This is a genomic window from Pseudomonas nitroreducens (assembly GCF_024170165.1).
GTDB classification, from domain to species: domain Bacteria; phylum Pseudomonadota; class Gammaproteobacteria; order Pseudomonadales; family Pseudomonadaceae; genus Pseudomonas; species Pseudomonas nitroreducens_C.
The window spans coordinates 38,633-62,145 of record NZ_JALJXP010000006.1; the positions used below are offsets into that span (position 1 = coordinate 38,633).

23 protein-coding genes are annotated in these 23,513 nt (G+C 66.1%); 14 read left to right on the plus strand and 9 right to left on the minus strand.

What is annotated here, in order from left to right; genetic code table 11:
• Nucleotides 1-13 precede the first annotated feature (13 nt).
• Nucleotides 14-469 carry a dUTP diphosphatase gene (gene dut / locus J2T47_RS13460; protein ID WP_081515156.1) on the minus strand — a complete coding sequence of 152 codons (456 nt, stop codon included), beginning with the start codon at nt 467-469 and terminating at the stop codon, nt 14-16.
• Between the two features lie 7 nt (nt 470-476).
• Complete coding sequence (coaBC, locus tag J2T47_RS13465; protein ID WP_253447414.1) at nt 477-1,685, minus strand: bifunctional phosphopantothenoylcysteine decarboxylase/phosphopantothenate--cysteine ligase CoaBC; 1,209 nt, start codon at nt 1,683-1,685, stop codon at nt 477-479.
• Between the two features lie 142 nt (nt 1,686-1,827).
• On the opposite strand from coaBC, the gene radC reads away from it, so the two are divergent.
• Nucleotides 1,828-2,502 carry a RadC family protein gene (gene radC, locus J2T47_RS13470; RefSeq protein ID WP_253447417.1) on the plus strand — a complete coding sequence of 225 codons (675 nt, stop codon included), beginning with the start codon at nt 1,828-1,830 and terminating at the stop codon, nt 2,500-2,502.
• On the opposite strand, the gene J2T47_RS13475 is transcribed toward radC, so the two are convergent.
• Together J2T47_RS13475 and J2T47_RS13480 are read right to left on the minus strand one after the other, a co-directional pair.
• The gene (locus J2T47_RS13475; RefSeq protein WP_253447420.1) at nt 2,476-2,958 is read right to left on the minus strand and encodes a hypothetical protein; all 483 of its coding nucleotides are present in this window, start codon (nt 2,956-2,958) and stop codon (nt 2,476-2,478) included. The genes radC and J2T47_RS13475 overlap by 27 nt on opposite strands.
• Before the next feature lie 95 nt (nt 2,959-3,053).
• On the minus strand, nt 3,054-4,625 hold the full coding sequence (locus J2T47_RS13480; protein ID WP_253447423.1) for an ABC transporter substrate-binding protein: 1,572 nt from the start codon (nt 4,623-4,625) through the stop codon (nt 3,054-3,056).
• A gap of 365 nt (nt 4,626-4,990) precedes the next feature.
• Here J2T47_RS13480 and rpmB point away from each other — a divergent pair, with 365 nt between their 5' ends.
• A complete protein-coding gene (gene rpmB / locus J2T47_RS13485; protein ID WP_015479545.1) occupies nt 4,991-5,227 on the plus strand; it encodes a 50S ribosomal protein L28 in 237 nt (78 codons plus the stop codon).
• A gap of 12 nt (nt 5,228-5,239) precedes the next feature.
• Entirely contained in the window at nt 5,240-5,395 is a 156-nt protein-coding gene (rpmG, locus tag J2T47_RS13490; protein ID WP_009614117.1) for a 50S ribosomal protein L33, read from the plus strand.
• 115 nt (nt 5,396-5,510) lie between these two features.
• Here the strand turns inward: rpmG and J2T47_RS13495 are convergent, their stop codons facing one another.
• Entirely contained in the window at nt 5,511-5,873 is a 363-nt protein-coding gene (locus tag J2T47_RS13495; RefSeq protein ID WP_253447426.1) for a cupin domain-containing protein, read from the minus strand.
• Nucleotides 5,874-6,173: 300 nt separating this feature from the next.
• Here J2T47_RS13495 and J2T47_RS13500 point away from each other — a divergent pair, with 300 nt between their 5' ends.
• Complete coding sequence (locus J2T47_RS13500; protein WP_253447429.1) at nt 6,174-7,667, plus strand: aldehyde dehydrogenase; 1,494 nt, start codon at nt 6,174-6,176, stop codon at nt 7,665-7,667.
• Between the two features lie 299 nt (nt 7,668-7,966).
• Nucleotides 7,967-9,136, plus strand: a complete 1,170-nt coding sequence (locus J2T47_RS13505; RefSeq protein ID WP_253447432.1) for an MFS transporter — start codon at nt 7,967-7,969, stop codon at nt 9,134-9,136.
• Here the strand turns inward: J2T47_RS13505 and J2T47_RS13510 are convergent.
• The 3 genes from J2T47_RS13510 to dadR form a co-directional block, all read right to left on the minus strand.
• Complete coding sequence (locus J2T47_RS13510) at nt 9,133-10,686, minus strand: phospholipase D family protein (RefSeq protein WP_253447435.1); 1,554 nt, start codon at nt 10,684-10,686, stop codon at nt 9,133-9,135. The two genes, J2T47_RS13505 and J2T47_RS13510, sit on opposite strands and share 4 nt — an antisense overlap.
• A gap of 69 nt (nt 10,687-10,755) precedes the next feature.
• Nucleotides 10,756-12,075 carry an NAD(P)/FAD-dependent oxidoreductase gene (locus tag J2T47_RS13515; protein ID WP_253447438.1) on the minus strand — a complete coding sequence of 440 codons (1,320 nt, stop codon included), beginning with the start codon at nt 12,073-12,075 and terminating at the stop codon, nt 10,756-10,758.
• A 150-nt stretch (nt 12,076-12,225) separates the two neighbouring features.
• Nucleotides 12,226-12,714 (minus strand): transcriptional regulator DadR, encoded by a 489-nt coding sequence (gene dadR, locus J2T47_RS13520; protein WP_015479539.1) that lies wholly within the window; start codon nt 12,712-12,714, stop codon nt 12,226-12,228.
• 171 nt (nt 12,715-12,885) lie between these two features.
• On the opposite strand from dadR, the gene J2T47_RS13525 reads away from it, so the two are divergent.
• The 9 genes from J2T47_RS13525 (at nt 12,886) to J2T47_RS13565 (ending at nt 22,517) form a co-directional block, all read left to right on the plus strand.
• On the plus strand, nt 12,886-15,450 hold the full coding sequence (locus J2T47_RS13525; RefSeq protein ID WP_253447441.1) for an intermembrane phospholipid transport protein YdbH family protein: 2,565 nt from the start codon (nt 12,886-12,888) through the stop codon (nt 15,448-15,450).
• An 18-nt stretch (nt 15,451-15,468) separates the two neighbouring features.
• Nucleotides 15,469-15,660 carry a YnbE family lipoprotein gene (locus J2T47_RS13530; protein ID WP_081515164.1) on the plus strand — a complete coding sequence of 64 codons (192 nt, stop codon included), beginning with the start codon at nt 15,469-15,471 and terminating at the stop codon, nt 15,658-15,660.
• 14 nt (nt 15,661-15,674) lie between these two features.
• Nucleotides 15,675-16,019 (plus strand): YdbL family protein, encoded by a 345-nt coding sequence (locus tag J2T47_RS13535; RefSeq protein WP_184596596.1) that lies wholly within the window; start codon nt 15,675-15,677, stop codon nt 16,017-16,019.
• Nucleotides 16,020-16,380: 361 nt separating this feature from the next.
• Nucleotides 16,381-17,676, plus strand: a complete 1,296-nt coding sequence (gene dadA / locus J2T47_RS13540) for a D-amino acid dehydrogenase (protein WP_253447444.1) — start codon at nt 16,381-16,383, stop codon at nt 17,674-17,676.
• Complete coding sequence (locus J2T47_RS13545) at nt 17,651-18,004, plus strand: RidA family protein (RefSeq protein ID WP_081515166.1); 354 nt, start codon at nt 17,651-17,653, stop codon at nt 18,002-18,004. The genes dadA and J2T47_RS13545 overlap by 26 nt, the downstream gene beginning before the upstream one ends.
• A gap of 83 nt (nt 18,005-18,087) precedes the next feature.
• Nucleotides 18,088-19,167: an alanine racemase gene (gene alr / locus J2T47_RS13550; protein ID WP_253447447.1), complete on the plus strand. Its 1,080-nt coding sequence runs from the start codon at nt 18,088-18,090 to the stop codon at nt 19,165-19,167.
• A gap of 163 nt (nt 19,168-19,330) precedes the next feature.
• Nucleotides 19,331-19,879 (plus strand): cupin domain-containing protein, encoded by a 549-nt coding sequence (locus J2T47_RS13555; protein WP_184596604.1) that lies wholly within the window; start codon nt 19,331-19,333, stop codon nt 19,877-19,879.
• Nucleotides 19,880-20,051: 172 nt separating this feature from the next.
• The gene (locus J2T47_RS13560) at nt 20,052-20,480 is read left to right on the plus strand and encodes a c-type cytochrome (protein WP_054910073.1); all 429 of its coding nucleotides are present in this window, start codon (nt 20,052-20,054) and stop codon (nt 20,478-20,480) included.
• A 198-nt stretch (nt 20,481-20,678) separates the two neighbouring features.
• Nucleotides 20,679-22,517, plus strand: coding sequence for an acetyl-CoA hydrolase/transferase C-terminal domain-containing protein (locus J2T47_RS13565; RefSeq protein WP_253448148.1), 1,839 nt, complete (start codon nt 20,679-20,681; stop codon nt 22,515-22,517).
• A gap of 171 nt (nt 22,518-22,688) precedes the next feature.
• Here the strand turns inward: J2T47_RS13565 and J2T47_RS13570 are convergent, their stop codons facing one another.
• The gene (locus tag J2T47_RS13570) at nt 22,689-23,264 is read right to left on the minus strand and encodes a xanthine phosphoribosyltransferase (RefSeq protein ID WP_081515169.1); all 576 of its coding nucleotides are present in this window, start codon (nt 23,262-23,264) and stop codon (nt 22,689-22,691) included.
• Nucleotides 23,265-23,513 lie beyond the last annotated feature (249 nt).

A 23,513-nucleotide genomic window follows, 5' to 3' on the forward strand; every position in this document is an offset into this window, starting at 1 on the left:
AAAGGGAAAGGGGTCAATGGCTGCCGGAGTGACCGAAGCCGCCGGCACCGCGCTGGCTCTCGTCGAAGCTCTCGACCAGCTCGAAATGTGCCTGCACCACCGGCACCAGGACCAGCTGGGCGATGCGCTCGCCAATGGCGATCTTGAAAGCCGTCTGGCCGCGGTTCCAGCAGGAGACCATCAGCTCGCCCTGGTAGTCCGAGTCGATCAGGCCGACCAGGTTGCCCAGCACGATGCCGTGCTTGTGGCCCAGGCCGGAGCGCGGAAGGATCAGCGCAGCCAGGCCCGGATCGGCGACGTAGATGGACAGGCCGGTGGGGATCAGCACGGTCTGGCCCGGCTCGAGGACGCAGTCCTCCTTGAGCATGGCGCGCAGGTCGAGGCCGGCGGAACCCGGGGTGGCGTACTGCGGCAGCGGGAAGTCGCTGCCCAGGCGGGGATCGAGGATCTTGGCTTGCAGGGAATGCATTGAGTTCTCAGTGTTGATTGATGCGTTCGGCGATGAAGGCGATCAGCTGGCGGGCGATCTTGGCCTTGCTGGTCTGGGCGAACGCAGTCTTGTGCAGTTCGCGGTCGATGACCGTGATGGCGTTCTCTTCACTATTGAAGCCGATGGACGGATTTGCGACGTCATTGGCGACGATCAGATCGAGATTCTTGTCCTTGAGCTTGCGCGAGGCGTACTCCAGCAGGTTCTCGGTCTCCGCGGCAAAGCCGACGCTGAAGGGCCGGTCTTCGCGCAGCGAGAGGGTGGCGAGAATGTCGGGATTGCGCACCAGCTGCAAGAGCAGACCGTCACCGGTGGTGGGGTCTTTCTTGAGTTTCTGCGTGGCGACCAGTTCCGGGCGATAGTCGGCCACGGCGGCAGAGGCGATCAGGATGTCCGCCGGCATCGCCGCTTCGCAGGCGGCGAGCATGTCGCGGGCGCTGACCACGTCGACGCGGCTCACCCGGTCCGGGGTAGGCAGGTGCACCGGGCCGGTCACCAGGGTCACGCGGGCGCCGGCTTCGGCAGCGGCTTCGGCCAGGGCGAAGCCCATCTTCCCGGAGCTGTGGTTGGTGATGTAGCGCACCGGGTCGATGTTTTCCTGGGTCGGCCCGGCGGTGATGAGGATGTGCTGGCCGGTCAGGGCCTTGAACTCGAAGCAGTCGGCGGCCAGCTGCGCCAGCTCTTCGGCCTCGAGCATGCGCCCCGGACCGACGTCGCCACAGGCCTGGCTGCCGGCAGCGGGGCCGAAGAAGTGCAGGCCGCGCGAGCGCAGCAGTTCGGCATTCACCTGGGTGGCCGGGTCGCGCCACATGGCCTGGTTCATCGCTGGCGCCAGGGCTACCTGTGCGTCGGTGGCCAGTACCAGGGTGGTCAGCAGATCGTTGGCCACGCCCTGGGCCAGGCGCGCCATGAGGTCGGCGGTGGCGGGGGCGATCAGCACCAGGTCAGCCCAGCGGGCCAGTTCGATATGCCCCATGGCCGCTTCGGCGGCGGGGTCGAGCAGGTCCAGGTGCACCGGATGGCCGGACAGCGCCTGGAGCGTGAGCGGGGTGATGAACTCGCGGCCGCCCTGGGTCATCACGACACGCACCTCGGCACCCTGGTCGCGCAACCGGCGGACCAGTTCGGCGCTCTTGTAGGCGGCGATACCGCCGCCGACGCCCAGAACGATGCGTTTACGATAGAGCCGCTGCATAGGCCAGCCTTAAATACGGAAATGGATGACGCGCGCTGAAGCCGATGACGCCTCCCCAGGCCTCCGGCTGCGCGAAGCGAGGGGGCTAAGATAGCACAGCGCCTGCGCCGGAACAGCGGGCGGACCAGACCTGGGAGGTTGCGTGAGAATTCTGGATTGGCCTGCATCCGAGCGACCCCGTGAGCGCTTGCTCGAACAGGGCGCGGCGAGCCTGAGTGACGCAGAATTGCTGGCCATCTTCCTGCGCACCGGTGTCACCGGTTGCAGTGCCGTCGACCTGGCGCGCCGGCTGCTGGTCGAGTTCGGCAGCCTGCGTGCGTTGCTGGAGGCGGATTTCGAGGCGTTCTGCAGTCACCGCGGGCTGGGTCCGGCCAAGTTCACCCAGCTGCAGGCGGTGCTGGAAATGAGCCGCCGGCACCTGGCCGAGGACATGGACCGTGGCCCCGCGCTGGAGAGCCCGCAGGCGGTGCGCGACTTCCTCAAGGCGCGGCTGCGCCACGAGCCCCACGAGGTCTTCGCCTGTCTGTTCATGGACAACCGCCACCGCATGCTGGACTTCGAGGTGCTGTTCCACGGTTCCATCGACAGCGCCAGCGTCTACCCGCGGCAGATCGTCAAGCGCGCCCTGGCGCACAACGCCGCGGCGCTGATCCTGGCGCACAACCATCCTTCGGGCATCTGCGAGCCGAGCCACTCCGACCGCCTGCTGACCCGGCGCATCATCGAGGCGCTGGCGCTGATCGACGTGCGCGTGCTGGATCACTTCATCGTCGGTGACGGTGATCCACAGTCAATGGCTGAGCTGGGGATGGTCTGAGATACGGCGCTGGATGTCGCGCAGCAGGCGCCGACGGATCAGCCCGCTGACTGGGCGAATGGCCAGCCAGTAGGGCGTGAACAGCAGGCGGCTGCGGCGGTCCGGGCAATGCACGCGGGTTTCCGTACGGACGTGGGTGAGGCCGTCCAGTCCCGTCGGTTCGCAGGAGAAATGCAGCATCAGCCTGGCCGTGCCGGGTTCGGCGAAGCTTCCGAAGGTTTCAGTGTCGGCGCACGGGCGCAGGCCGAAGTCGCTGCGCCAGAAGCGCCCGATCAGCCCGTAGGCGATTTCCTGGTCGCCCCGGCGACCCAATAGGGTGAATTCATGCAGGCCGAAGCGCGGGCGGTCTGCCAGCGCGTTGCGCAGCCCCAGGCGCAAGGCCAGCCGCGCTGGCGCCTCGCGGATCTGCAGGAAGCGCTGCACCAGCGGGTCATGCTCGGCGGTCAGCTGGCTCACGGCGTCCAGCACCTGGCCGGGCGACGCCCGCATGGTCAGCGAGTGCCGCTCGGCGAACTGGAACTCGGGCAGCAGCTGGTCGAGCAGCGCGCTGCTCAGAGCTGCACCTTCGAGTAGTCCTGTCGGCCGAAGGGGTTTACCGCGTAGCCCTTGACGTTCTGGCGGGTCAGCGCCGAGGCGGTCGGGTGCGCCAGCGGCAGCCACAGCGCCTGGTCGTGGATGATCTGCTGGGCCTGGTGGTACAGCTCGCTGCGCCTGGCCTGGTCGGCTACCGCCTTGCCCTGGCTGATCAGGCCGTCGAGCTTGTCGTCGCAGTAGCGCGCGAAGTTCAGCCCGGACTTGACGCTGGCGCAGGAGAATTGCGGGGTGAGGAAGTTGTCCGGGTCGCCGTTGTCGCCGGCCCAGCCCATGAACAGCAGGTCATGCTCGCCGGCCTTGGCGCGGCGGATCAGCTCGCCCCACTCGATCACGCGGATCTCGGCCTGGATGCCGATCTGCGCCAGGTCCGCCTGCAGCAGCTGCGCGCCAACGCTGGGGTTGGGGTTGAGCAGGCTGCCGGAGGGGCGGGTCCAGATGGTGGTCTTGAAGCCGTCCTTCTGCCCGGCTTCGGCCAGCAGCGCGCGGGCCTTGTCCAGGTCACGGGGGTAGCCCGGGATGTCCTTGGCGTAGCTCCAGGTGTTGGGCGGGTAGATGCCCTCCGCGGCGGTGGCGCTGCCAGCGAACACGCTCTTCAGGTAGGTGCCCTTGTCGAAGGCGAGGTTGATCGCCTGGCGCACCTTGGGGTTGTCCAGCGGCGGGTGCTGGCTGTTGATGCCGACGAAGGCGGTCATGAAGGCCGGGGTCTGCTCGACCTTGAGCTCGGCGCTCTTCTGCGCGGCCTCGACGTCCAGCGGTTTGGGCGACAGGGCGATCTGGCATTCGCCGCGCTTGAGCTTCTGCAGACGCACGCTGGCATCCGGGGTGATGGCGAATACCAGGTTATCCACGGCCGGCTTGCCGCCGAAGTACTCGGCGTTGGCGCTGTAACGCACCACGGCGTCCTTCTGGAAGCGCTTGAACACGAAGGGGCCGGTGCCGATCGGCTGGGCGTTGAGCTTCTCCGGGGTGCCGGCCTTCATCAACTGGTCGGCGTACTCGGCGGAATAGATGGAGGCGAAGCCCATGCTGAGCATCGCCAGAAAGGTGGCGTCCGGGTGGTTGAGGCTGAAGCGCACGTGGTGCTCGTCGACCTTCTCCACGGCCTTCACCAGGCTCGGCAGCTGCATCGACTGGGCGTGGGGGAAGCCGCTCTGGGCGACCTTGTGCCAGGGCTGGGCCGGGTCGAGCATGCGCTGGAAGCTGAACACCACGTCGTCGGCGCTCAGTGCGCGGCTCGGCTTGAAGTAGTCGGTGTGGTGGAAGGCCACGCCGTCGCGCAGCTGGAAGTCGTAGGTCAGGCCGTCGGCGGAGACCTTCCAGCTTTCGGCCAGGCTCGGCACCACTTCGCCGCGGGCGGCGTCGAAGTCCACCAGGCGGTTCATCAGCACGTCGGCCGAGGCGTTGGTGGTGGTCAGCGAGTTGTACTGCACCACGTCGAAGCCTTCGGGGCTGGCTTCGGTGCACACGCTCAGCGAGGCGGCGCTGGCCAGGGCCGGGGAAAGCAGGAGGGCAAGAAGGGCAAGACGCATGACGAACTCCGTGTGAGCTGGCAAGATGCCCATCCGCGAGGCTGGGCGGGTCATGCAAGGCTGTTGGCAGCCTCGAAGGGGCTACCCTAGACCAAGCTGCGGCCCGTCACAACGATGACAAGCGACGAACGGCACCCGTGCCGCGGCCCGCGGGGGCTGGCGTCGGCTTTTCCGAGTCATGCTTTCCCTTGCAGCTGGAAGTGACTTTCTGATATAAAGCTGCGCTCTTTTCTGGGGCCCTGCTCTGATCCTGCGACTCGATCGCGGCGAAGCGGCAGTTAAGACCCCGGTGAAACTGAGAATCCTATTGAGTTAAGCAGCCAACCCATGCCGGGTTTGGCATGTGGTTTACAGAGGGCTGAGCCATGTCGAGAGTTTGCCAAGTGACCGGTAAGGGTCCGGTTACCGGGAACAACATTTCCCACGCACACAACAAAACCCGTCGCCGTTTCCTGCCGAACCTGCAGCACCACCGTTTCTGGGTAGAATCCGAGAAGCGTTTCGTGCGTCTGCGCGTTTCCGCTAAAGGCATGCGTATCATCGACAAGCGTGGTATCGAGGCCGTTCTGAACGACCTGCGCACCCGCGGCGAAAAATTCTAAGGAGCTGCAGTCATGCGTGAACTGATCCGTTTGGTGTCCAGCGCCGGTACCGGCCACTTCTACACCACCGACAAGAACAAGCGCACCAAGCCTGAGAAAATCGAGATCAAGAAATTCGATCCGGTTGTTCGCAAGCACGTGATCTACAAGGAAGCCAAGATCAAGTAATTGATCTTCGCCCTTGTGAAGAAACCCGCCCCTCGTGGCGGGTTTTTTCTTGCCCTGAAGAAACTCCGGGCGAAAAAAAAGCCCGCCGATCGGCGGGCTTTTTCGTGTGCGGGGCTCAGGCCTTCTGTTCGAAGATCACGTAGACCTTGCGGCAGGGCTCCAGCACTTCCCAGGTGCCGCTGAAACCGGCCGGGATGACGAAGCGGTCGCCGACGCGCACGGTCTTGGCGCCGCCATTGGCGTCGCGGATCACCGACACGCCCTGGAGAATCTCGCAGTACTCGTGCTCGGTGTAGCTGACGTTCCAGTGGCCCGGCTCGCCTTCCCAGATACCCACGTTGAACTGGCCGCACGCGCTGGCGTAGTGGTTGCGCACGTTCTGCGCCGGGTCGCCCTTGATGATGCGGTCCGGGGCGGGGCGGTAGTGTTCGGGGGCGGTGGTGGCCTGGGCGAAATCGACGATCTGCTCGACGTTCATGGCGGTCTCGGTTCTTTAGAGTTGTTGGCGAGAGTGCGTGCGGGCACGCGCAGCGCTGTTGGATATTTACTCCGAAGCGGCTGTCGGAAAACCATCAGCCGACGAATCAGGGCAGTCTATGTTTAATAAAACGAACGTGACAAGGCCATTTAGCCGCTTAGTGTAAAAAATATTGAAAATTGGCGGTCTCCGGTTTAGGGTGGCGAACAGCATGCGTTTGCTCCGCCTTGCGGAATTTTTGACAGTGCGCCCGTCGGGCGCCTGCACCTGATAAGTACATTAATAAGAGGACACGTTGTCATGGGTACCCTCACTCGCGCCGATTGGGAAGCTCGCGCCAAGGACCTGAAGATCGAAGGCCGCGCCTTCGTCAACGGTGAATATGTCGACGCCGCATCCGGCGCCACCTTCGATTGCCTCAGCCCTGTGGATGGCCGCTTCCTGGCCAAGGTCGCCAGCTGCGACCTGGCCGATGCCGAACGTGCCGTGCAGGTTGCCCGTGCCACCTTCGATTCCGGCGTGTGGTCGCGCATGGCTCCGGCCAAGCGCAAGAAGGTCATGATCCGCTTCTCCGAGCTGCTGCTGGAGAACGCCGAGGAACTGGCCCTGCTGGAAACCCTCGACATGGGCAAGCCGATCAGCGACTCGCTGAACGTGGACGTTTCCGGTGCGGCCAACAGCCTGCGCTGGAGCGCCGAGGCCATCGACAAGATCTACGACGAAGTGGCCGCCACTCCCCACAACGAACTGGGCCTGGTCACCCGCGAGGCGGTCGGCGTGGTTGCCGCCATCGTGCCGTGGAACTTCCCCCTGCTGATGTCCTGCTGGAAACTCGGCCCGGCGCTGACCACCGGTAACTCGGTGATCCTCAAGCCTTCCGAAAAGTCCCCGCTGACCGGCATCCGCGTCGCCCAGCTGGCCATCGAGGCCGGTATCCCGAAAGGCGTGTTCAACGTCCTGCCGGGCTTCGGTCACACCGTGGGCAAGGCTCTGGCCCTGCACATGGACGTCGACACCCTGGTGTTCACCGGTTCGACCAAGATCGCCAAGCAGCTGATGATCTACGCGGGTGAGTCCAACATGAAGCGCGTCTGGCTGGAAGCTGGCGGCAAGAGCCCGAACATCGTCTTCGCTGACGCCCCGGATCTGAAAGCCGCTGCCGAAGCCGCTGCCAGCGCCATCGCCTTCAACCAGGGCGAAGTCTGCACCGCCGGCTCGCGCCTGCTGGTGGAGAAGTCGATCAAGGCCGAGTTCGTGCCGATGGTCGTCGAAGCCATCAAGGGCTGGAAGCCGGGCAACCCGCTGGACCCGGAAACCAACGTCGGTGCGCTGGTCGACACCACCCAGATGAACAACGTGCTGAGCTACATCCAGGCTGGCCACGACGACGGCGCCAAGCTGGTGGCCGGCGGCAAGCGCACCCTGGAAGAGACTGGCGGCACCTATGTCGAGCCGACCATCTTCGACGGCGTGACCAACGCCATGCGCATCGCCCGTGAAGAGATCTTCGGCCCGGTGCTGTCGGTCATCGAGTTCACCGATGCCGAAGAAGCCGTACGCATCGCCAACGACACCCCGTACGGCCTGGCCGCTGCGGTGTGGACCAGCGATCTGTCCAAGGCCCACCTGACCGCCAAGGCGCTGCGCGCCGGCAGCGTGTGGGTGAACCAGTACGACGGCGGCGACATGACCGCTCCGTTCGGTGGCTTCAAGCAGTCCGGCAACGGCCGCGACAAGTCGCTGCACGCGTTCGACAAGTACACCGAGCTAAAAGCCACCTGGATCAAACTCTAAGGTCGGTTCGGAGGGGCTGCGCGTCGGCCATGCTGCGTTGAGAACGAATTTTGGCTGCTCATTTACGAGAGTAAACTCCGCGCCAAAATTCGTTCTCGCCTTGCCTGGCTCTAGCTCGCGCCCTCCGTGGCGAACTTAGCGATCCAGGCTGGTACAGGTCGGCCCCGAGTCAGGGGCCGGCTCTGACAAAGAGCCACACCCGCGGCCGGGTTTCCCTCAGGGAAGCCCGGCCGCTGTGCATTGCGCATCGGGCACCCCTCGCGCCTGGCGTGCGCTCCGGATGGAACGGGAGAAAGACAATGCGTTGGGGACCGTATTTTGCTGTGTGTGCTGCCGTCATCAGCATCGGTCTGGCCCTGGGCCTGACCATGCCGCTGGTCTCGTTGCGCCTGGAGGGCTGGGGCTACGGCAACTTCGCCATTGGCGTCATGGCGTCCACGCCGGCTGTGGGCGTGCTGCTCGGTGCGATGATTGCCGGGCGCCTGGCCGCGCGGGTCGGTACCCCGCTGCTGATGCGCCTGTGCCTGCTGTCCGGGGCCTTCTCGGTCGGCCTGCTGGCGTTGCTGCAGAGCTACCCGATCTGGCTGTTCCTGCGCCTGCTGATCGGCGTGCAACTGACTGTCGTGTTCATCCTCGGAGAAAGCTGGATCAACCAGCTGGCCATCGAGAAATGGCGCGGTCGCCTGGTCGCCCTGTATGGCACCGGCTATGCCCTGAGCCAGCTGTCCGGCCCGGTGCTGCTGACGTTCATAGGCACCGCCGACAACCGCGGCTTCTGGTTCAGCGTCTGCCTGCTGGTAGGCGGTTCCCTGCTGCTGCTCGGCCGTACCGGCGCGCCCAAGGTCGACCCGCACAGCGCCAACGGACGCGGGCTGTTCGCCTTCTGCGGCCAACTCCCGGCCATCGCCTGGGCGGTGGTGCTGTTCGCCGGCTTCGAGGCGATGATCCTCACCCTGCTGCCGGTCTACGGCATCCAGCAGGGCTTTACCCAGGCGGTAGCACTGGCGATGGTCAGCACCGTGGTGGTCGGCGATGCGCTGCTGCAACTGCCCATCGGCTGGCTGGCCGACCGCATTTCCCGGCAGACGCTGTTCAAGGGCTGCGGCATCGTCCTCTGCGCCAGCAGCCTGGCCATGCCGATGCTGCTGCACCACATCGCCATCTGGCCGGTGCTGGTGCTGTTCGGTGCCAGCGCCGGCGGGCTGTTCACCCTGTCGCTGATCCTCATCGGTGAGCGTTATCGCGACGACGCGCTGGTCCGCGCCAACGCGCACATCGCCCAGCTCTGGGGTATCGGTTGCCTGATCGGGCCGTTGGCGACCGGGGCGGCCAGCCAGTGGATCAGCGGCCATGCGCTGCCGCTGGTGATGGCCCTGGGCGCCGCCGGCTTCGTGGTCCTGGTGGGCCTGCGCGGCCTGCCGCCGGTCATGCGCAGCACCGACGCGCAGCTGCAGCAGGAACGCTCCTAGAGCATCTTCTCCAGCCCGATGGCACCGGCGATCCACGCGTTGAGCCGGCGCCAGACGTTGCCCGGCTCACGCTCCAGCGCCACCAGGTGGCCGTTGCGTTCCTCGATCCAGACCAGCTTCGGCGGGTCGCTGTGCGGCGCGACCTTCACCTGATAGCTGACACTCGGCGACATGCTCGCCAGCGCCAGGCGGCGCACCTGCTCGGCCAGCTCCGGACTGTCGACGATGATGCCGACCTCGGTGTTCCAGATCACCGAGCGCGGGTCGAAGTTCAGCGAACCGACGAACACCTGGCGCTGGTCGAATACCGCTGCCTTGCTGTGCAGGCTGGCGCTGCTCGATCCGCGCACCATCCACGGCGCCCCGGACAGGCGCTGGTCCGGGTCGGCGCGCAGTTCATAGAGCTTCACCCCGTGCTCCAGCAATTCCAACCGATAGGGCGCGTAGCCCGCATGCACCGCCGGCACATCGGTGGCTTCCAGCGAGTTGGTCAGCAGGCGCACGCTGACACCACTGTCGGCACGCCGGGTCAGGTAGTCGACGCCGGCGCTGGTCGGCACGAAGTAGGCCGAGACCAGGATCAGTTCCTTCGACACGCCATCGAACAGCGGCTGCAACTGGGTGCTGAGCAACTGCTCGCCCTGCGGGTCGCCCTGGTCGAGCACCTTCAGCGGGGTATCCCAGACCGCCTTGCCCGGCGCCCAGACCAGATCGTCCAGCCAGTTCTGCAGGTGCGGGCGGTCGCTGTTGCGGTTGAGCCGGGCGATGTAGCTGGAGCTCTTCACCCGCTCCTTGGCCAGGTAGTGGTCCAGCCTGCGGCGCATGCGGTTGAGCTCGTCGAGGTCCGGGTCACCCCACAGGTAGTCCTCGATGGGCCGGCTGATGCGGCTGTTCCAGTACTGGTCGAAACTCTGCCCCAGCGACTGCGCCACCGGGCCGACGCCCATCAGGTCGAGGTCGCTGAAGTTCATCTCGGCCTTGGCGTCGAAGTACTCGTCACCCAGGTTGCGGCCGCCGACTATGGCCACGCTGTTGTCCGCCAGCAGCAGCTTGTTGTGCATGCGCCGGTGCTGCTCTGAGAGGTTGAACAGCCGCCCGAGGTTGCGCGTGACACCGGTACTGCGGCCCAGGTGCAGCGGATTGAACAGGCGTACCTGGATGTTCGGGTGGGCGGCGAGGGTACCCAGCTCGTAGTCCCAGCCGTCGCTGCTGGTGTCGTCGATCAGGATGCGTACGCGCACGCCGCGATCGGCCGCGTGCAGCAGCTCGCGGATCAGCGCGCGGGTGGTGAGGCCGTCGTGGACGATGTAGTACTGCACGTCGAGGCTGCGCTGGGCCTTGCGGATCAGCTCGGCGCGGGCGAGGAAGGCATCGACGCTGGAGGCCAGCAGGTGGAAGCCGGACTGGCCGGGATGGGCTGCGGCGCGTTCGCCGATCTCGCTGTCCAGCCGCGTACCCTGCACCGGCAGCACGTGCGAGGGCTCGGGCGGCGGCGCGCTGGCGCAGCCTCCCAGGGCCAGCAGGACCAGCAGGAGCAGGCGTGGAAGCAAGGAGGAGTCTCCGACAAGCCCGCCGATGACGGGCTGCGGAAGATTCTAGCCGCTGGATCGCTTGGGCGGTCAGCCGCCGAGGGTTTCCTTGAAGCGGTACCAGGCCATCCCTAAGGCCAGCAGTGGCGAGCGCAGCAGCTTGCCACCGGGGAAGGTGATGTGCGGCACCTTGGCGAACAGCTCGAAGCCGCTGCCCTGCTGGGCGTTGATGGCTTCGGCGAGCAGCTTGCCGGCCAGGTGCGTGGCGTTCACCCCGTGGCCGGCGTAGGCCTGGGCGAAGTACACATTGGGCTGCTCGGGCAGGCGGCCGATCTGCGGCAGGCGGTTGGCGCCGATGCCGATCATGCCGCCCCACTGGTAGTCGATGCGCACGTTCGCCAGGTGCGGGAACACCTTGAGCATCTTCGGGCGCATGTAGGCGGCGATGTCCGCCGGGTCGCGCCCGGAGTAGTGGCAGGCGCCGCCGAACAGCAGGCGGTTGTCGGCCGAGAGCCGGTAGTAGTCCAGCGCCACGCGCTGGTCGCACACCGCCATGTTCTGCGGCAGCAGGGCGCGGGCCTGTTCGGCGGACAGTGGCTCGGTGGCGATCACGTAGCTGCCGGCGGGCAGCACCTTGCCGTCGAGGTAAGGGTTCAGGCCGTTCTGGTAGGCGTTGCAGGCGATCACCAGGGACTTGGCGCGCACGCTGCCCTGGGCGGTGCGCACGCGCACTTCGCTGCCGTAGTCGATGCCGGTGACGGCAGAATTCTCGAACATCTTCACGCCCAGGCTCTGCGCCGCGGCGGCTTCGCCCAGGGCCAGGTTGAGCGGGTGCAGGTGGCCCGAGCCCATGTCCACCATGCCGCCGACGTACTGGTCGGAGCCGACGATGGAGCGCATCTGCTCCTGCGGGATCATGCGCAGTTCGTGGCGGTAGCCGAGGCTTTTCAGCTCGTCGAAATCTTCCTGGAAGCCTTCGACGTCCGAGGGCTTGTTGGCCAGGTCGCAGTAGCCCCAGGTCAGGTCGCAGTCGATGGCGTACTTGTCGACGCGCTGGCGGACGATCTCCACCGCTTCCAGGCCCATCAGCTTCATGGCGTGCACGCCAGCGGCGCCGACGACCGGCTCGAACTGCTCCAGGCCGTGGCCGACGCCGCGGATCAGCTGGCCGCCGTTGCGGCCGCTGGCACCCCAGCCGATCTGATGCGCTTCCAGCAGGATCACCGAGAGCCCGCGCTCGGCCAGTTCGATGGCCGTGTTCAGCCCGGAGAAGCCACCGCCGATGACGCACACGTCGGCCTTTTCCTCGCCGGCCAGGGGCGGTACTTCGAGGCGGCGGTTGGCGCTCGCGGCGTAGTAGGACGGGGCGTGGCGGTCGGTGTGCACCGGCTGGTGAACGCGGGCGTTCATGTGCGATATCCTGATTTTTGTGTTGTTAAAATTTTACGCAGGATAAACGCCGACTTCCCGCCCAGCCAATAGCCGCACGGGAAAAAACGCCGGGAAGTCGTAAATAAATCTGTGGAGCTTGCCGCGAACGGCGGGGAATCAGCCCGCGTTTCAGTCCGGGATGGGCAGGGTGAGGCTTTCCTTCACCTCTTCCATCACGATATAGCTCTTGGATTCGCGCACGTGGGGCAGCTTGAGCAGGATGTCGCCCAGCAGCTTGCGGTAGGAGGCCATCTCCGAGATGCGCGCCTTCACCAGGTAGTCGAAGTGGCCCGACACCAGGTGACACTCCAGTACGTGGGGCAGCTTGAGCACCGAGCGGCGGAAGTCCTCGAAGGTGTCGCCGGACTTGTAGTCCAGACTGATCTCGACGAACACCAGCAGGCTGGCCTTGAGGTACTGCGGATTCAGCCGGGCGTTGTAGCCCATGATGATTCCCTCGCGCTCCAGCCGGCGCACGCGCTCGGTGCACGGCGTGGTGGAGAGGCCGACGCGCTCGCCCAGTTCGGTGAAGGAGATGCGACCTTCCTCCTGCAGGATGCGCAGGATGTTGCGGTCGATCTTGTCCAGTTCGCGGCGGCTTTGGTGCTGGGTTCTCATGGGTATGACTCTGAAGTCGAGCGATGAGCTTTGGGGGAATGTCGGCAATATAGTCGGTTGCGCAGGGAATATCACTGGCAACCCTTGAACTTCCCGCGTTGGACGGCCAGCCTGTAGGCCAAGCTTCTGTCCCTGTCGGGCGAAGCCTGCCGTTTCCGCCGAGGTTTTCGCATGTCGCTGCCCCGCCTGCGCACCGTTCTCCTGCTGCTGTTGCTGCTCCTGGCAATGGCGGTCGGCGCGGCGTGGCTGGCGGTTCCGCGCCTGCTGGCGGGTGCCGGAGTCAGCGTCGAGCAGTGGCAGGGGCCGGGCATTTCCCGCCAGGGGCTGACGCTGCAGCGCTTTGCTGCCCAGCGGCAGACGCCGGACGGCGCGCGCCTGGTGATCCAGCTGCAGGACCTGCGCATTGGCTGGCCCGAGCACGAAGACGGACGCTGGCGTCTGAAGGAACTGGCTGCCGGCAGCATCGAGGTGCGCCAGTGGCCGGGGCAGGGCTCGCCGGAGGAAGACGCCGGGTTGCCGGACATTGCCCAGCTCAACCGCTGGCTGGCGCTGCTGCCCGGCCGGCTGGCGCTGGAGCACGTCGCCGTCGAATTGCCCTGCGCCCGCGAGCAGCGCTGCACGCTCAATGGCAGCGCCCATTGGCAGCAGATCCAGGGTGGCGCCGCGGCACTGGGCGGCGAACTGCGCCAGGGTGGCCAGCAACTGGCGTTCAATGGCCTGCTGCAACCCGGCGATGGCCAGTGGCGCCTGCACCTGGACAGTTACCTGGACAACGAGCAGCTGCTCTCCCTGGATTCCAGCTGGGCCCCTGCCAGCCGCCAGCTCAGCGGCAGCATCGCCAGCCCCGCCGTGCCGCCGGTGCAGGCGGTGCGCAACTGGCTGGGCATGTGGTTGCCGACACCGAACCTGCCATTGCCGATCCCCGAGGCCGGGCGCCTGCGCCTGAGCTGGGACACCCACCTGGCCGGCGACGCCGCCTGGCCGGACTGGCCCGGCCTGCGCGATGGCCGTGGCAGCATCGATCTCTCCCTGCAACTGCCGCAGCCCTGGCCGCTGCCGGGCGCGGGCAACCTGCAGGGCGACCTGCGCTTGATCGCCAGTGCCACCGATAGCGGCTGGCGCCCCTCGGTGGTCAGCGGCGACCTGCGCCTTTCCGATCTCTACGGCGACTGGCTGCAGGCGCTGCCGGTCGGCCTGCGCCCGGCGCGCCTGACGTTGCATCTGGAGCCTGGCGTGGAGGAGGAAGCCGGCAGCGTGCGCGCCGACCTGCGCGCCGTGGGTGCCGCCGACCTGCGCCTGCGTTCCCGCGTCGCCCTGCTGGAGGCGACCCCGCTGGCACTGCAGCTGCGCGATGCACGACTGGAGGGCAAGGTGCCGCACCTGGAGCTGGCCGGCCTGCGCGGCGACAACAGCCGCATCGACCTGAGCTTCGACGGCCGTGTCGATCAGCAGTCCGCCAGTCTCAACCTTGCCGATGGTGCGCAACTGCAGGTCGGCACGCTGGCCGGCCCGCCGTCGCTCAAGGCCAGCAAGCTCGCCGCCACCCTGGGGAAAGGCGTGCTGAGCCTGGGATATGCCAGCGACACGCCGGCCACCCTGCAACTGGAAGCGCCGTTGAAGCTGGCGGTGAGCGAGCTGCGCCAGCCCCACGTCAAACCCCTCTCCTGGAGCGCCATGGGCACGCTCGCGGCGAGCCTCGACGCCCAGCAGTTCAAGGGCCGGTTGCTCAACAGTGGCGGCCTGAATGCCGAGGTCGAGCTGAACAACTCGGCGAAGCAGGGCGTTGCCCTGGCCGCGCGGCAGCCGGAGTTCTTCCTGCGCAGCGGCAACCCGCTGGAAAAGTCCCTGGGCGACTGGCCCGGCCTGCTCAGCCTGAACAACGGCAAGGCCAGCTTCGACCTGAACTGGCGCCTGCCGCCAGGCAGTGCGCCGCAAAGTCTTGACCTGAACCTGCGCGGCAGCGGGCTGGAGGGTGTCTACGACCGCAGCGAAGTGCATGGCCTCGACCTGCAGGCGAAGTTCGCCCTGAAGGGCTCGCAGATGGAGCTGCAGTTGCCGCAGGTGAAAGTCGCCTCGCTGAACCCCGGCGTGACCCTGGGGCCGTTGTCCCTGCAGGGCCATTACAAGGCTTCGCTGTCGGCGCCGCTGGCAGGCCGGGTCGACTGGCAGCAGGCGGAGCTGGGACTGTTCAAGGGCCGTGCCTGGCTGCCGCCGGGGGCCGTGGATCTTTCTGCCCTGGGCCAGGGTCTTATCCTGAAGCTGGAAGGGTTGACGCTGGAGGCGATCCTTGCGGCGTATCCCGCGGAAGGGCTGTCCGGCAGCGGGATTCTCGACGGCAACCTGCCGCTGGGCCTGCACGAGGGCAAGCTGGTGATCCGCAATGGCGAAGTGGCCGCGCGCCAGCCGGGCGTGCTGCAGTTCCGTTCGGCGAAGATCCAGGCGCTGGGCCAGAGCAACCCGGCCATGCAATTGGTGGCCACCGCCATCGACGATTTCCGCTACGACAAGCTCAGCAGCCGCGTGGATTATGCTGAATCCGGCAAGCTGCTCCTTGCCCTGAGCCTGAGCGGGAAGAACCCCGCGCTGGAGCAGGGCCGGCCGATCAACCTCAACGTCAACCTGGAGGAGAACGTGCCCAAGCTGCTCACCAGCCTGCAACTGAGCGACCGGGTCAGCGACACCATCCGCAAGCGCGTGCAGGACCGCCTGCGCAACGACCCGGCCGCCGCGCCATGACCGCAAGGAGAACCTGAAATGCGCCTCCGCGCCCTATTCGCCCTACTGCTCCTGGCCGGCCTCGCCCAGGGCTGCACGCCCACCGTGCAGCTGGCGGCGCCCAAGGAGCCGATCAACATCAACCTCAACGTGAAGATCGAGCACGAGATCTATATCAAGGTCGACAAGGCGCTCGACGGCATCATCAACGAGAACAGCGGCCTGTTCTGACAAGGAGCCTTTGCATGAGATTGCACCGCAAACTGGGCGTCGCGCTGGTCGCCCTCTGCCTGAGCCTGCCGGTCATGGCCATGAGCCTGGAGCAGGCGATGTCCGCCCTGGGCGGCGCCAAGTCCCAGGGGCTGGTCGGCGAGCAGGCCGACGGGTACCTCGGCGTCGTGAAGAATGGCGGCGACGCCTCCGATATTGCCGCGCAGATCAACGCCGCGCGCCGCGCCGAGTACCAGAAGGTCGCCAGCCAGAGTGGCGCCACCCTGAAGGACGTGGAATCCCTGGCCGGCAAGAAGGCCATCGAACGTACGCCTTCGGGGCAGTACGTGCAGGTCAACGGCCAGTGGGTGCGCAAGTAAGCGCGCCAAGGGGATTTCCCTGCTCGCCGCCGCTGCCGGCGGCGAGTCCGGGGTGCTGCGGCGGAAGCAGGTAATTCCCGCCAGCGAACGGTCCGGCGCGAGAAGTTCTGGTCAATCCCGCTCTGTTCGCTATTTCCTCTGGATCTGGTGAAAATTTCGCCAGATCCTCGACCATTCGGTCTCGGGTGAAAACGCCGTAATCCTGGTGGATGTCCCTCCGTGAAAGCGACTTTTGCCAGGAATTTTCGTCAAAACACGCATCGCAATCAGTGAATATCGCTGAGCCTGACTTCCTATACTGCGCGCATCTACGTTCAGAATAAGAAACGTCCGCGTCCCTGGCGCGACGTAGGAGGCAAAGATGCGCGTTCTGGTGCTTGGCAGCGGTGTGATCGGTACCGCCAGTGCTTACTATCTCGCCCGTGCCGGCTTCGAAGTGGTCGTCGTCGACCGCCAGCCCGGCCCGGCCCTGGAAACCAGCTTCGCCAACGCCGGCCAGGTGTCTCCTGGCTACGCCTCGCCCTGGGCCGCCCCGGGCATCCCGCTCAAGGCCATGAAGTGGCTGCTGCAGACCCACGCGCCCCTGGCCATCCGCATGACCGGCGATCCCTTCCAGTACAGCTGGATGTGGCAGATGCTGCGCAACTGCAACGCCAAGAGCTACGCGGTGAACAAGGAGCGCATGGTGCGTCTGTCCGAGTACAGCCGCGACTGCCTCGACGAACTGCGCGCCGAAACCGGCATCAGCTACGAATCCCGCTCCCTGGGTACCACCCAACTGTTCCGTACCCAGGCTCAGCTCGACGCCGCCGCCAAGGACATCTCGGTCCTGGAAAGCACCGGCGTGCCCTATGAAGTGCTCGACCGCGCCGGCATCGCCCGCGTCGAACCGGCCCTGGCCAAGGTCGCCGACAAGCTGGTCGGCGCCCTGCGCCTGCCCAACGACCAGACCGGCGACTGCCAGATGTTCACCACCAAGCTGGCCGAGATGGCCAAGGCCCTGGGCGTGGAGTTCCGCTTCGGCCAGGACATCCAGCGCCTGGACTTCGCCGGCGACCGCATCAACGGTGTCTGGGTCGATGGCCAGCTGGTCACCGCCGACCGCTACGTGCTGGCGCTGGGCAGCTACTCGCCGCAGATGCTCAAGCCGCTGGGCATCGACGCCCCGGTCTACCCGCTCAAGGGCTACTCGCTGACCGTGCCGATCACCAACCCGGACATGGCGCCGACCTCGACCATCCTCGACGAGACCTACAAGGTCGCGATCACCCGCTTCGACCAGCGCATCCGCGTGGGCGGCATGGCGGAAATCGCCGGCTTCGACCTGTCGCTGAACCCGCGTCGCCGCGCCACCCTGGAAATGATCACCACCGACCTCTACCCCGAAGGCGGCGACGTCAGCCAGGCAGAGTTCTGGACCGGCCTGCGCCCGGCCACCCCGGATGGCACCCCGATCGTTGGCGCCACCCGCTACCGCAACCTGTTCCTCAACACTGGCCACGGCACCCTGGGCTGGACCATGGCTTGCGGCTCGGGCCGCTACCTCGCCGACCTGATGGCCAAGAAGCGCCCGCAGATCAGCACCGAAGGCCTGGACATCTCCCGCTACGGCTCTGCCTCGGAGGTCCACGATGGCCATCCTGCGCCTGCACACTAACCAGCGGATGAGCCAGGTCGTCGTCCACAACGGCACGGTGTACCTCGCCGGCCAGGTGGCCGATGACCTCTCCGCCGGTGTCGAGCAACAGACCCGCGAAGTCCTCGCCAGCGTCGAGCGCCTGCTCGAAGAAGCCGGCACCGACAAGTCGCGGGTGCTCTCGGCAACCATCTACCTGAAGGACGTCGCCGCCGACTTCGCCGGCATGAACGGCGTCTGGGACCAGTGGGTCCCGCAGGGCTGCGCCCCGGCGCGCGCCACCGTCCAGGCGGCGCTGTGCTACCCGGAGATTCTCGTCGAGGTCTCCATCGTCGCCGCACTGCCCTGATCGTTTTTGCGTGGCCCGGCCTGAGCGCCGGGTTTTTTTCGTCCGTCGTTTGCGTTCCACACAGACCATAAGAGAGCCTCGCCATGCGTCCCGCCCGTGCCCTGATCGACCTCGCCGCCCTGCGCCACAACTACCGCCTGGCCCGTGAAGTCACCGGCGCCCGAGCGCTGGCAGTGGTCAAGGCTGATGCCTACGGTCATGGCGCTGTAGTTTGCGCCAAGGCACTGGAAGCCGAGGCCGACGGTTTCGCCGTGGCCTGCATCGAGGAAGCACTGGAGCTGCGCGAAGCCGGCATCCGTGCGCCGGTCCTGCTGCTCGAGGGCTTCTTCGAGGCCAGTGAACTGGAGCTGATCGACGCCCACGACTTCTGGTGCGTGGTGCACTCGGCCTGGCAGCTGGAAGCCCTCGAACGCGCCCGTCCGGGCAAGCCGCTGACGGTCTGGCTGAAGATGGACTCGGGCATGCACCGCGTCGGCTTCTTCCCGCAGGACTACGCCGCCGCACTGGCGCGTCTGAAGGCGCTGCCGCACGTGGCCAAGGTCGTGCTGATGAGCCACTTCTCCCGTGCCGACGAGCTGGATTGCCCGCGCACCGAGGAACAGGTCGCCGCTTTCCAGGCCGTGCGTGAAGCCGCGGGGCAGGGCCACGAGATCAGCCTGCGCAACTCCCCCGGCATCCTCGGCTGGTCCGACGTGCCCAGCGACTGGGTGCGCCCCGGCATCATGCTCTACGGTGCCACCCCGTTCGAACAGGCGCACCCGCTGGCTGACCAGCTGCGCCCGGTGATGACCCTGGAATCCCAGGTCATCAGCATCCGCGAACTGCCGGCCGGCGAGCCGGTGGGCTATGGCGCGCGCTTCATCGCTGACCGCCCGGTGCGCGTCGGCGTGGTCGCCATGGGTTACGCTGACGGCTATCCGCGCCACGCGCCGGACGGCACGCCGGTGTTCATCGACGGCAAGCCCAGCCGCATCATCGGCCGCGTGTCCATGGACATGCTCACCGTAGACCTGACCGACCTGCCGAGCGCAGGCCTGGGTAGCCGCGTCGAGCTCTGGGGTCCGAACGTCCCCGCCAGCCAGCTGGCTTCCCGGTGCGGCAGCATCCCTTATCAGTTGTTCTGCAACCTCAAGCGGGTGCCGCGGGTCTATAGCGGCGAGTGACGGATACCGCCCGTAAAGTTTGCGCAGGATCGTCGGGCGATCTGTTGTAAATACTGAACGGTGTTGCCATGATACGTGGCACTTGGAACCCGCTCGGCTCAAGCCGCTGCGGGTTCTGCCTTTCAGAGCCTGCCTGATCACAAGAATAAGGAGGACCCCACCCTTGGACGTCGGTGCTCGTCTGCAAGCCATCCGTAAGCTCAAAGGTTTGTCCCAGCGCGAACTCGCCAAACGGGCGGGTGTGACCAACAGCACAATCTCGATGATCGAGAAGAACAGCGTCAGCCCCTCCATCAGCTCGCTGAAGAAAGTGCTGGGTGGTATTCCGATGTCCCTGGTCGAGTTCTTTTCCCTCGATCTCGAGCAGAGCAGCAACACTCCTGTGGTCTACAAGGCAGACGAACTCAGCGACCTGTCCAGTGGCTCGATCATCATGAAGCTGATCGGCAAGGACTACCCCAGCCGCGCCATCACCCTGCTCGACGAGACCTATCCGCCGGGCTCCGACACCGGTGATGACATGTACGCCCACGAAGGCGAAGAGACCGGCGTGCTGGTCGAAGGTCGTCTGGAACTGACCGTCGGCGACGAAACCTTCGTCCTCGAATCCGGCGACAGCTACTATTTCGACAGCACCAAGCCGCACCGCTTCCGCAACCCGTTCGAAGCTCCGGCCCGGCTGATCAGCGCGACCACACCGGCAAATTTTTGAACAGCCGGTAGGACCGGCCAGACCCGCTGCGACCTAATGCCGCAAGACCCCGCCAGAGGGTGCAATTGTTTCGAGCTCGCCGCCTTTGCCGTTATACTTGCGCCCGCTCGCGCGGCCCGAGACTGTGACTGCACCGCGACCGGGCGTGATAAGCCACGATGAGGGTGAAAGGGTGAACCTGATTAGAAAAATCCTGGCAGCCCAAGCTGCCGTACTGGCCCTGTGGGCAGTAAGCGTTCAGGCCGCGACCAACGATGACGCCATTGCCAAGCGTCTCGAACCTGTCGGCAAAGTCTGCGTCCAGGGCAAGGAGTGCGAAGGCGTTGGCGCCGTAGCAGCCGCCGGTGGTGGCGGTGCCCCGCGTTCGGGCGAAGAGATTGTCGGCAAGGTCTGCACCAACTGCCACGGCAGCGGCCTGCTGGGCGCGCCGAAAGTCGGCGACAAGGCCGAGTGGGGCAAGCGCGCGAAAGAGCAGGGCGGCCTCGACGGCCTGCTGGCCAAGGCCATCTCGGGTATCAACGCCATGCCGCCCAAGGGCACTTGCGCTGATTGCTCCGATGACGAGCTGAAAGCTGCGATTCACCACATGTCCGGCCTGTAATAGCCGACCTGTGCGAAAAAGCCGCCCAAGGGCGGCTTTTTCATGCCCGTGATTTGTCACCGGGTGAGTCGCGGGAGCAACTTTTGCGTAAAGCCGGTCCAAACTCCTGTCGTTGAAACGAACCAGGAGGGATGCCCGGTGCAATCCTGCTCGATCGAAACTGCCGTCGAACAACTGCTGCAACGCCTGGACGGGCACATCCGCCTCGGCCTGCCGCTAGGGCTGGGCAAGCCCAACCAGCTGGCCAACGCGCTGTACCGGCACATCCGCGAGAACCCGCGCCGCCAGCTGACGCTCTATACCGCGCTGTCACTCGGCCGTCCGCAGGCCGGCGGCGAGCTGCAGCGGCGCTTCCTCGAACCCTTCGTCGAGCGCATTTACGGCGACTACCCCGAGCTGGACTACCTGCACGACCTGCGCAGTGGCAGCCTGCCGGAGAACATCCGCGTCGAGGAGTTCTACCTGCAGCCCGGCAGCCTGCTGGACAGCGCCCCGGCGCAGCAGAACTACATCAGCTGCAACTACAGCCACGTGGCGCGTGACATCAATGCCAAGGGCGTCAATGCCGTCGCCCAGCTGGTGGCCCGCGACCCGGCCCGACCGGGCAAGCTCAGCCTGGCCTGCAATCCGGACATCACCCTCGATCTGCTGCCGATGCTGCAGCGCCGCCGCGCCGCGGGGGAAACCATCGTCACCATCGGCGTGGTTCACGACCAGATGCCCTACATGCCTGGCGACGCCGAGGTCGACGAGGACTTCTTCGACCTGCTGGTGGACGCGCCGGGCGACAGCAGCACGCTGTTCTCCACGCCCAATCTGCCGGTGGGCCTGCAGGATCACTGCATCGGCCTGCACGCCAGCGCCCTGGTGCGCGACGGCGGTACTCTGCAGGTGGGTATCGGCTCCATGGGCGATGCCCTCACCTCCGCGCTGCTGACGCGCCAACGCGACAACGGCGGTTACCGCGCGTTGCTCGACAGCCTCGATTCCACCGCCCGCCACGCCGGGCTGATCGAGCGCGACGGCGGCCTCGGAATGTTCGAACAGGGCCTGTACGGCTGCAGCGAGATGTTCGTTCCCGGTCTGCTGGCGCTGGCCGAGGCGGGCGTGTTGAACCGGCGGGTGGCGGCGCGGCCGGGCTCTTCGCCCACAGAGCCGGGCGTCTGGCTGCATGGCGGCTTCTTCCTCGGCCCGCAGGCCTTCTACCGGCGCCTGCGCGAAATGCCCCGTGAGGAACTGGCCGGGATCGGCATGACCGGCATCGGCTTCGTCAACAACCTCTACCGCGACGAAGAGCTCAAGCGCGAGCAGCGGCGCGACGCGCGCTTCCTCAACAGCGCTTTCACCGTCACCCTGCTGGGCGCCGGCGTAGCCGATCAGCTGGAAGACGGCCGCGTGCTCAGCGGCGTAGGCGGGCAGTACAACTTCGTCGCCCAGGCTCATGAACTGGAAGGCGGGCGCTCGATCATCATGCTGCGCAGCTGGCGCGAGTCCGAGGGCGAGCTGAGCTCCAACATCGTCTGGAGCTACGGCCACACCACCATTCCCCGGCACCTGCGCGACATGGTGGTGACCGAGTACGGCGTTGCCGACCTGCGCGGCAAGAACGACGCCGAGGTGATCGCCGCGATGCTCGCCGTGGCCGACTCGCGCTTCCAGGACGAACTGATCGCCCAGGCCCGGGAGGCCGGCAAGCTGCCGAAGGATTTCGAACTGGACGAACGCTACCGCCACAACACCCCGGAGCGCCTGCGCGAGGCGACTCGGGGACTGCGTGAGTTGCTGCCGGAATTCCCGTTGGGCTGCGACTTCACCGAGCACGAGCGCGATCTGCTGCGGGCGCTGGGCTGGCTGAAGAGCAAGCTGCGCCTGAGCGAGATACTCGAACTGGGCAAGGCGACCCTGGATGCGCCGGAGCCGGGGGCATTCCCGGAGCACCTCGAACGCATGGGGCTGGCCAAGCCTGATGGATTGCGCGAGGAGCTCTATCAGCGCCTGGTGCTGGCTGGCCTGAAAGCCAGCCAGCAAATCCTGTAGGAGCGGGCCATGCCCGCGAACCGCCGGTAGCCGGCCGTCACGCATGATTTCCTGTAGGTGCGCGTTTTACGCGCGATCGCGAGCATGGCTCGCTCCTACAGTGGGGGGATTTTCCGGCATGAAAAAAGGCGGGCCCTGTCGGTGCCCGCCTTTTTCGTGAAACGCGCTGGATCAGTCCTCGAGGAACTCGACCTGACCGTTGGCCAGGGACTTCACGCGAGCCAGGGATTCCACCCGGTAGCCTTCGCTTTCCAGCAGGGCGCGGCCTTCCTGGAAGGACTTCTCGATGACGATGCCCAGACCGGCGACGCTGGCGCCTGCCTGCTGGATCAGGTCGATCAGCGCCTTGGCGGCATGGCCGTTGGCGAGGAAGTCGTCCACCACCAGCACGTGGTCGGCGGCGGTCAGGTGCTTGGCGGAGATGGCGATGGTGCTTTCGGTCTGCTTGGTGAAGGAGAAGACCTTGGAGATCAGCAGGTCGTTCTTCAGCGTCAGCGACTGGAACTTGCGGGCGAAGATCACCGGGATGCCCAGCTCAAGGCCGGCCATGACCGCCGGGGCGATGCCCGAGGCCTCGATGGTGACGATCTTGGTGATGCCCTGGTTCTTGAAGCGCTCGGCGAACTCGTGGCCGATCAACTTCATCAGCGCCGGGTCGATCTGGTGGTTGAGGAAGGCGTCTACCTTGAGGACCTGTTCGGAGAGAACGATGCCTTCGCTGCGAATTTTGTCTTTGAGAGTGTTCACGGGGGTGCTTCCGAAAGCGGCTGTCGCTGATGAAGCGCGTCATTCTACAACGCCATTGGCCATCTGCGCGACGTTCCGACCAATGCAATTGCTGATCGACTGGACAGTTTTTCGATGGATGGAAGTGTCGAGGATCGTCTGCCGGGGAATCTGTGCCTGGGCGTTGCCCTCTCCCTGAAGGGAGAGGGGACTGGATAGTGCCGGCTGAAACCACGGCATCAGCCGGCACGCACTGCTCCCTCTCCCTTC